The sequence below is a fragment of the Streptomyces sp. ID05-39B genome, from assembly GCF_033794725.1.
Classification (GTDB): Bacteria; Actinomycetota; Actinomycetes; order Streptomycetales; family Streptomycetaceae; genus Streptomyces; species Streptomyces bobili.
Genome location: NZ_JARGEF010000296.1, coordinates 1 through 8,763, shown reverse-complemented (window position 1 = coordinate 8,763; position 8,763 = coordinate 1). Strand labels below are relative to the sequence as shown.

The following is an 8,763-nucleotide window of genomic DNA, read 5'->3' as shown; positions in this document are numbered from 1 at the left end:
CCCCGCGTCCGCCCCCGCCCCCGCGCCCGAGGCCTTGGCGGCGGGTCCGCCGCCACGGCCTCGGGCGCGGGGGCGGGGGCGGACGCGGGGGCCGTCACCGTGCGGGCACGGGACAGGCGTACGGCCTCGGTGGCGTTGTCGTGGCGCAGTTCCGAGCGGCTCCAGGCGCGCTCGGCCAGTTCCCACAAGGTGATCAGCGGGACCGGGTCGGTGCCGGTGACCTCGGCCAGGGCGATGACCGCGCCCTTGGGAGCGAGCAGCCGGCCGTTGAGGTAGCGCTCCCAGGACGTCCGGCCGTAGCCGGTGCGGTCGGCGAGGGTGGCGAGGCTCGAACCGTTGCCGTCCACGGTCCGGCGCAGTCGCGTGACGAACTCCCCGACCCGCGGATCCAGTCCGTCCGGCAGATCCTTCCAGCGAGGCATCGATCCCCCTTCCCGCGCCGTGTCCCACCTGCGGCCACGGTAGCGCCCGTCCGACGACCACGACTCCCCCGGCGGGGTCGGTTCCCGCAGCGGGGGTGACTGTGGCATGGCGCGCACACGATGGCGGAACGGTCACCGCTGTGGCACAGCGCGCGGACAGGCGTTGAACAGGAGCTTCACAGTGAGGCAGCGTGGAACACGGCGGCGGCCCGTCCTTCTCGGGGGAGAGGACGGGCCGCCGTACGCGTGCGCCGGAGGGCTGTCAGCCGTCGACCGTGAAGTGCAGGGTGTCCTTCAGGAAGGGGATCTGCAGCAACGGCTTCGGCTGGGCCATCAGCGCCAGCAGGACGATCGCCGCGCCCAGCAGGGCGTACGTCGCGATGTCGGTGAAGCGGGAGCGTACGGCGAGCATGCCGACGCCGGGCAGGAGCCAGCGCAGGACCGCGCCGCCCAGCAGGGCGGCGCCGATCAGGATCGTGCCGGCGCGGAACTGGTCGAGGGCGGTCACCAGCAGGCCCAGCGCGACCAGGCCGAGGACGGCGAGCATCGGCCACTGCCGGGCGGGCGCGGGGGCGTCTCCGGGTGCGGCCCGGCCGCCGCCCTCGGGGCGTGCGGTGTCCCGGGTGAACCGGGGGAAGCGGCGCGTGGTCCGGCGCGGGACGCCGTCGGCGTCGGGCGCGCTGACCGGGTCGCGGACGACCGGCTCGGTGAACGCCCGCTCCTCGGCGGACGCCTGCGCGTCTCCACCGGCGTCGACGTCGGTGCCGGCGGCGTCCGTACGCTCGCCGCCGTCGGGGTGGTTCCTCCGGTCAGCCGACACTGCGCTCCGCCGCCTCGACCACGTTGACGAGCAGTTGGGCCCGGGTCATGGGGCCGACGCCGCCGGGGTTGGGGGAGATCCAGCCGGCCACCTCGCGGACGTCCGGGTGGACGTCGCCCACGATCTTGCCCTCCGCGTTGCGTGAGACGCCCACGTCGAGGACGGCCGCGCCCGGCTTGACGTCCTCGGCGCGGACCAGATGGGCGGAGCCTGCGGCGGCGACGATGATGTCCGCCCGCTTGAGGTGCGCCGAGAGGTCACGGGTGCCGGTGTGGCACTGGGTGACCGTGGCGTTCTCGCTGCGCCGGGTCAGCAGCAGGGGCATCGAGCGGCCGATGGTCACCCCGCGGCCGATGACGACGACCTCGGCGCCCTTGATCTCCACGCCGTGGCGGCGCAGCAGGGTCAGCACGCCGTTGGGGGTGCAGGGCAGCGGGGCGGGCTCGCCCAGGACGAGGCGGCCGAGGTTCGTCGGGTGCAGGCCGTCGGCGTCCTTGGCGGGGTCCATCAGTTCCAGGACGCGGTTCTCGTCGATGCCCTTGGGCAGCGGGAGCTGCACGATGTAGCCGGTGCAGTCCGGGTCCTCGTTCAGCTCGCGGACGACCGCCTCGATCTCCTCCTGGGTGGCCGTGGCGGGCAGCTCGCGCTGGATGGAGGCGATGCCCACCTGGGCGCAGTCGCGGTGCTTGCCGGCGACGTACTTCTGGCTGCCGGGGTCGTCCCCGACGAGGACCGTGCCGAGGCCGGGCGTGACGCCCTTCGCCTTCAGCGCCGCCACTCGGGCGGTCAGGTCCGACTTGATCTCGGCCGCGGTGGCCTTGCCATCGAGAATCTGGGCGGTCATGGACCCATCCTCGCGGATGACGCCCTCCCGGTTCCAATCCGGGTTACTCCGGGGCCCGACACCCCTCCCCGCTCCGGTACGACGATCACTCCGGCGATGATCCACGGGATTGCACTTGCACAACGTCCCGGCCAACCGGCTGGACAACGAACCGCCCGCTGACGAACGATTGACGTTCAGTGCCGCGGGCAGTACCGGGGGGACGCACCGCATCCGTACGACCTTCCTCCGCACGTGCCGCGCGTCGTCCCCGCATGTCAGTGCACACGGAGGAAGGACCGCCATGAGTTTCGGCGAGCCGAACAACCCCTACGGGCCGCCCGCCTCCGGCTACGGCGTCCCGCAGGCCCCGCCGTACCAGCAGCAGTCGTATCCGCAGCAGGCGTACCCGCCGCAGCCGTATCCGTCGCAGTACCCGGGCGGGGACCCGCAGTTCCCGGGCGGCTACCCCGGCGGCCCGGCGCAGATGCCGCGGCCGACCCGTGTCGCGCAGATCCTGGTGGGCGTGATCGCCCTGGCGCACGCGATCATCGCCGTCGCCTACGTCTACTTCCTGACCCAGTGGGACGAGGTGATGCTGGAGGCGGGCGTCACCGGCGACCCGGAGGCGGAGCGGTTCGCCGACCTGGGCAAGGGCGTCGTCGTCTTCTTCCTCTGCCTGGCCACGGTGTTCGCGATCCTCGGCCTGGTGCTGCTCCTCCAGTACGCCAAGGGCGGCAACACGGTGCGCGTGTGCTCGATCGTGTACAGCTCGTTCGCGATCGTCACCGGCATCTTCATGCTCGCCTACTGGGGTCTTGGCCTGCTCCTCATGGCGGTCGCCATCGTGGCGATCGTCCTGTCCGCGAAGCGCGAGAGCGCGGCCTGGTTCCAGCGCCCCCGCTACTGAGAACGACGCCTCCCCTCGTTGTCCGACGCGCCACGGAAAGGCATGCCTGTCGTGGGAGCAAGCCCTTACCCTGATGCGTCGGACTAGGGGGAGGCCGACGTATGTACACCATCATCGTCGTACCACCGCACTGCGACGGGACCGGCGGACAGCTGAAGATCGGACCGGGCGAGCGACTCGCCTTCGGCCGGGCGGGCGCCGGCAACGACCTGGTGATCTCGCACGACGGAGTGTCGCGGGTGGCCGGGGAGATCACCGCACATCGCGCTTTCTGGATGCTGACCAACCACAGCTCCCGCCAGACCTACGTGGTGGAGAACCCGGAAGGGGCCGGCGAACACGTCAAGGTGGCTCCCGGCCGGCAGGAGTCGCCCATCCCGTTCGAGTTCTCCCGGGTGGTCCTGCCCGCCGCCGGCGACCTGCTCAGCTTCGACGTATGGGCGCCGTGCCACGGCTTCAGCGCCCGCGCCGCCGGCCCCCAGGCTCCCGGCGCCACGACGGCCCCGGCGTTCGCGGTCGACCGCACCAAACGCTACTTCGCCGTACTGGCCGCCCTGTGCGAGCCCCGTCTGCGCGGCGCACCGCACGCCCCGCTGCCCACCATCGACGAGGTCGTCGAGCGGCTGCGTCCCTCCTGGCCCGCGGCGGGCCGCTCCTCCGTCGCCTGGAACATCGACTACCTGGCCGTCAAGCTCCGCCTGCGGCCCGGCCGGGACGGCGCGATGCCCGGCCAGCGCCTCAACGGCAAGAAGGAGTCCCTGGTATCGCTGGCCCTGCGTTTCGACCTCGTGCACGAGGAGGACCTGCTCCTGCTCGACGCCCTCGTACCCGGAGAACTCGACGTCACCGTGGCCGGGAAGGCGGGGTCTTGACCGGGCCCGGCAGTGGGCGGCCGTACGCCGTCGCCGTGCCCAAGGGGTACCGGATCGGCCGCTGGGAGGTGCGCGAGCCGCTCGCGTCCGGCGCGTTCGCCACCGTGTACGCGGCGAGGAACACGCAGCCCGGCACCGGACTGCCGCCCGTCGCGGCGCTGAAGTTCATGCCGACCGGCACCCGCACCCCGCGCCAGTTGCACCACCTGCGGGAACTGGCCCGGCGCGAGACGGAGTTGCTGGAGCGGCTGCGCGCACCCCGGCTGATCCGCATGCATGAGACCCTCACAGTCGAGGACCCGGACCATCCCGAACTCGACGGCGCCACCGTCCTCGTCCTGGAGCGGGCCGAAGGCTCCCTGGACGCCCTGCTCGACCAGGCTCCGGCGCCCGTGTCCGGCCCCGCGCTGCTCGCCCAGATCTGCGAGGGACTGAGCCAGCTGCACCACGCCGGCTGGGTGCACGGCGATCTCAAGCCCGCCAACGTCCTGCTGATGAAGGACGGTTCGGTACGCCTGGCCGACTTCAACACGGCCGCCGAACTCGAAGGCACCCACGCCTACTCGCCGGCCTTCACCACCCCTGACTACACCCCGCCCGAACTCCTGTGGCCCGAGGTCAGCGAACGCGGCACGCGCATCCGCCCGACCGCCGACATCTGGGCCTACGGCGTCCTGGCGCACGTGGTCCTCACCGGCACGTACCCGCTGCCTGGCGCCACGACCGCGGCCCGCACCGACGCCGCGATGCGCTACGCCCGGGGCGCCGAGGAACTCCGTCTCTCGCCCCGACTGCCCGCCGTCTGGCACGAGATCATCGCCGACTGCCTGTCCCGCACCCACCAGGACCGGGCCGCCCACGACGCCGCCACGCTCCTGCGCCGCGCGGAGGAGGCCGCCGGCGCCACCCGCTCCGCCCGCCTGCCCCGACTGCCCCGACTGCGCGCGCGCAGGTGGCGCCGCCCCGCCCTGGCGGCCACCGCCGTCGCGGCGCTCCTGGCAGTGGCCGGGACGGTGACGTACGCGACCCTGCGGGACGAGGGACCGGCGTACGGCTACCACCGCTGCCCGTTCCCGTCCGTCTGCTTCTTCAGCGAGCAGAACGGCAACGGCGAGATGTGCGCGTGGGAGGAGAGCGACCCCGACTGGCTGTCAGGCAGGGAAACCTGTGGTTGGACCGCCGACCGTCCGGTGAAGTCGGTCTTCTACAACGGCGACGAGTCGACGGGCCTGGGCGGCGTCGCCTACTACCGGGGCCGCGACTACACCCCCCTCGGCCCGGACATCACCCGCCCCAACGCCCGCATGCGCACCGGCTGCACCGGCCAGCACGCCCAGGGCAACCTGGCGGGCACCTACGCGCCCCGGTCCCACCAGCTCGTCGAGCACTGCGGGGACCTGACCTCCGGGGGGACGTGAGCCCCGGCCGAGCCTGATTCCCTGAGATGTTGCAGGTACCCCCGCCCACCGGCTCCGGACAGCATGGGTCATGGCAGAGCACCACGCATCGCCATACCAACGGGGAAGGAACCATCATGACCCTTCGTGGAACGCACACCCGCCTCGGCGCCGGCATCGTCGCCGGGTTGGCCGCCTGCGCACTGGCGGTCAGCGCCTCGCCGGCCTCGGCGAACATGGACGACGGATGGGTGCGGGGGTACGACACCTACGTCGGCGACTGGGGGGACGAGGGAGAGCTGTACAGGGATGCCGGCCCCTTCGGTCACGTCTCGACCTCCAACGCCGTCTGCCTGTGGCAGAGGGTCCTCTGGGCGGAAGGCGCCAAGAAGACTCAGCTGGCGGGGAAACCGAGCTTCACCACGTCGGACATCAACGGCGTCTTCGACTACGACACGTACTACGCGACCGCCGACCTGCAGAGGACCTGGCGCATCGGCGTCGACACGCGGGTTGGAAAGACAACGTTCGGCAGGGCCGACAACCAGCTGTCCAAGACCGGCGGCAGCACCGACCGCGGCAAGACGCTCTACCTCAAGTACGACGGTGCGTCGCACGACTTCAACCTCCGCCGCAACACCGAAGGCAAGTACCTCTTCCAGGATGCCGACGGAGACTGGCGCCAGGCGGGCTACGACTACCGCACCTGTGGCTGAGGATCACCCCACCGCACGGCCCGCCGGTCGAGGACCGGCGGGCCGTTGCCCGTTCACGCGGGCGCGGCTCAGTGGAAGAAGTGCCGCGTCCCCGTGAAGTACATGGTGACGCCGGCCTTCTTCGCGGCCTCGACGACCAGTTCGTCGCGGACCGAGCCGCCCGGCTGGACCACGGCCTTCACCCCGGCCTCGACGAGGATCTCCAGCCCGTCCGGGAAGGGGAAGAACGCGTCGGAGGCGGCGTACGCCCCCTGCGCGCGCTCGGCACCGGCCCGCTCCACGGCGAGCTTCGCGGAGTCGACCCGGTTGACCTGGCCCATGCCGACACCGACCGAGGCGCCGTCCTTGGCGAGCAGGATCGCGTTGGACTTAACGGCCCGGCAGGCCTTCCAGGCGAAGGACAGCTCGGCCAGCTCGGCCTCGGTGAGCGCCTCGCCCGTCGCCAGCGTCCAGTGGGCCGGGTCGTCGCCCTCGACCTGGAGGCGGTCGGCGACCTGGAGGAGGGCGCCGCCGTCGATCGGCTTGACGTCCACGGGGTGGGCGGGGCCGTCGGCGCAGCGCAGGACGCGGATGTTCTTCTTCTTGGCGAGGGCCTCCAGCGCGCCGTCCTCGTAGCCGGGCGCGACGATGACCTCGGTGAAGATCTCGGCGACCTGCTCCGCCATCTCCTTGCTGACCGGCCGGTTCACGGCGATGACGCCGCCGAAGGCCGACAGCGGGTCACAGGCGTGCGCCTTGCGGTGCGCCTCCGCAACGTCCGCGCCGACGGCGATGCCGCACGGGTTGGCGTGCTTGATGATCGCGACGGCCGGCTCGGCGTGGTCGTACGCGGCACGGCGTGCGGCGTCCGTGTCGGCGTAGTTGTTGTACGACATCTCCTTGCCGTGCAGCTGCTCGGCCTCCGCCAGGCCACCGGTGCCCGCGGTGTAGAGGGCGGCGGGCTGGTGCGGGTTCTCGCCGTAGCGCAGGGTGTGCGCGCGCTCCAGGCTGGTGGCGAGGAACGACGGGAACGGCGAGGCGTCGGCCGGGGCGTAGGAGGAGGCGAACCAGGAGGACACCGCGATGTCGTACTCGGCGGTGTGCCGGAAGGCCTCGGCGGCGAGCAGCTTGCGGCCGGCCAGGTCGAAGCCGCCGCTCTTCACCGCGGCGAGGACGTCGCCGTAGCGCTCGGGGCTGGTGACCACGGAGACCGACGGGTGGTTCTTGGCGGCGGCGCGCACCATCGACGGCCCGCCGATGTCGATCTGCTCGACGCACTCGTCGGGCGAGGCGCCGGAGGCGACGGTCTCGCGGAACGGGTAGAGGTTGACGACGACGAGGTCGAACGGCTCGACGCCCAGCTCCGCGAGCTGACGCCGGTGGTCCTCGAGACGCAGGTCGGCGAGGATGCCCGCGTGGACCTTGGGGTGCAGGGTCTTGACCCGGCCGTCCAGGCACTCGGGGAAGCCGGTCAGCTCCTCGACCTTGGTGACGGGGACGCCGGCGGCGGCGATGCGGGAGGCGGTGGACCCGGTGGAGACGAGGGTGACACCGGCCTCGTGCAGCCCGCGGGCCAGCTCTTCGAGGCCGGTCTTGTCGTAGACGCTGACGAGCGCGCGACGGATCGGCCGCTGGGTGCTCTCGTTGCTCTCGGCGGTCACTGGATAACTACCTTTCGTCCCTCGATGCGATAGCCGTTGCGGGCCAGGCGCCCCACGACCTCGACGAGCAGCCTTCGCTCGACTTCCTTGATGCGCTCGTGCAGCGCGCTCTCGTCGTCCTCGTCCCCGACCTCCACCACGCCCTGCGCGATGATCGGGCCGGTGTCGACGCCGTCGTCGACGAAGTGGACGGTGCAGCCGGTGACCCGGGCGCCGTACGCGAGCGCGTCACGCACCCCGTGGGCCCCCGGAAAACTGGGCAGCAGGGCGGGATGGGTGTTGACGAACCGCCCGCCGAACCTCGCCAGGAACTCCTTGCCGACGATCTTCATGAACCCGGCGGACACGACGAGGTCGGGCTCGTGGGCGGCGACGGCCTCCGCCAGGGCGGCGTCCCACTCCTGGCGGGTCGCGTGGTCCTTCACCTTGCACACGAAGGTGGGGACACCGGCCCGCTCGGCCCGCGCGAGACCCTCGATGCCCTCACGGTCCGCGCCTACGGCCACGATCTCGGCGCCGTAGGACTCGACTCCGGTCGCGGCGATCTCGTCGAGCAGCGCCTGAAGATTCGTACCGGAACCGGAGACCAGCACGACGAGGCGCTTGGCCACGGGCTTGGCGGCCACTGTGGGGCCCTTTCTCGGGGGAGCGTCTGTACGTCGGCCGACTCACGACGCCGCGCTTGTGCATTCATACGAATGCTTCGCGTCCCGGGATACGGGGAAGTCTACGAAGCGGCCGACCGTCAGCAACGATACCGGCACACCCGACGGCCCCCGCGGGACGGGGGCGTGGCCGGAAGGTAGCGTCTGGGGCGAACGGGCTCGGGAACGCGGTCGTCGTGCGGAACGTTTCCCGGGTGACCGCTCGCACCGGACAGCCACCGTCGTGATCACTTAGGGGAAGACGCTCTCTTGATGCCGGACCGCAGCCTGCGACTCCTCACGCTCCCCCCGCAGTCACCACAGGGAGGGGAGCGCGGCGCCGTGCTGCTGCGGGAGCGCCCAACCTCCCCGCCGGACGAGGAGTCCTCGCCGCAGGGCTCCGCGCCGCAGGGCTCCCCGCCGAAGGACGACAACCCCTTCGCCCCGCCCCCGGAAGGCACCCCGGACCGCCCCTGGCAGCCCCGCTGCCCTGGGCCGGGCGGCGGGGCTGCCAGGGGC

Annotated in this window: 9 protein-coding genes and 1 pseudogene; 5 read left to right on the top strand and 5 right to left on the bottom strand. The window is 72.1% G+C overall.

Annotation, left to right across the window (positions count from 1 at the left end; all coding sequences use genetic code 11):
• The 3 genes from P1P75_RS36715 to P1P75_RS36705 form a co-directional block, all read right to left on the bottom strand.
• Positions 1-422: helix-turn-helix transcriptional regulator (locus tag P1P75_RS36715; RefSeq protein WP_319263620.1), on the bottom strand; the 422-nt coding region annotated here is incomplete at its 3' end.
• Between the two features lie 262 nt (positions 423-684).
• On the bottom strand, positions 685-1,242 hold the full coding sequence (locus tag P1P75_RS36710; RefSeq protein WP_319263618.1) for a DUF3017 domain-containing protein: 558 nt from the start codon (positions 1,240-1,242) through the stop codon (positions 685-687).
• Positions 1,232-2,086, bottom strand: a complete 855-nt coding sequence (locus P1P75_RS36705; protein ID WP_319263617.1) for a bifunctional methylenetetrahydrofolate dehydrogenase/methenyltetrahydrofolate cyclohydrolase — start codon at positions 2,084-2,086, stop codon at positions 1,232-1,234. Before P1P75_RS36705 ends, P1P75_RS36710 begins: the two co-directional genes overlap by 11 nt.
• A 283-nt stretch (positions 2,087-2,369) precedes the next feature.
• Here P1P75_RS36705 and P1P75_RS36700 point away from each other — a divergent pair, with 283 nt between their 5' ends.
• The 4 genes from P1P75_RS36700 to P1P75_RS36685 all read left to right on the top strand — a co-directional run bounded on the left by P1P75_RS36700 (position 2,370) and on the right by P1P75_RS36685 (position 5,960).
• Complete coding sequence (locus tag P1P75_RS36700; RefSeq protein ID WP_319263615.1) at positions 2,370-2,975, top strand: hypothetical protein; 606 nt, start codon at positions 2,370-2,372, stop codon at positions 2,973-2,975.
• A gap of 101 nt (positions 2,976-3,076) precedes the next feature.
• Positions 3,077-3,847 carry an FHA domain-containing protein gene (locus tag P1P75_RS36695; RefSeq protein WP_319263614.1) on the top strand — a complete coding sequence of 257 codons (771 nt, stop codon included), beginning with the start codon at positions 3,077-3,079 and terminating at the stop codon, positions 3,845-3,847.
• A complete protein-coding gene (locus P1P75_RS36690; protein ID WP_319263612.1) occupies positions 3,844-5,265 on the top strand; it encodes a serine/threonine-protein kinase in 1,422 nt (473 codons plus the stop codon). Before P1P75_RS36695 ends, P1P75_RS36690 begins: the two co-directional genes overlap by 4 nt.
• A 116-nt stretch (positions 5,266-5,381) precedes the next feature.
• The gene (locus P1P75_RS36685) at positions 5,382-5,960 is read left to right on the top strand and encodes a Tat pathway signal protein (protein WP_319263610.1); all 579 of its coding nucleotides are present in this window, start codon (positions 5,382-5,384) and stop codon (positions 5,958-5,960) included.
• 68 nt (positions 5,961-6,028) lie between these two features.
• On the opposite strand, the gene purH is transcribed toward P1P75_RS36685, so the two are convergent.
• Positions 6,029-7,600, bottom strand: a complete 1,572-nt coding sequence (gene purH / locus P1P75_RS36680; RefSeq protein ID WP_319263608.1) for a bifunctional phosphoribosylaminoimidazolecarboxamide formyltransferase/IMP cyclohydrolase — start codon at positions 7,598-7,600, stop codon at positions 6,029-6,031.
• A complete protein-coding gene (gene purN / locus P1P75_RS36675; RefSeq protein WP_319263606.1) occupies positions 7,597-8,226 on the bottom strand; it encodes a phosphoribosylglycinamide formyltransferase in 630 nt (209 codons plus the stop codon). The genes purH and purN overlap by 4 nt, the downstream gene beginning before the upstream one ends.
• A 291-nt stretch (positions 8,227-8,517) precedes the next feature.
• On the opposite strand from purN, the pseudogene P1P75_RS36670 reads away from it, so the two are divergent.
• Positions 8,518-8,763, top strand: a pseudogene (locus tag P1P75_RS36670) (hypothetical protein); the annotation flags it as partial.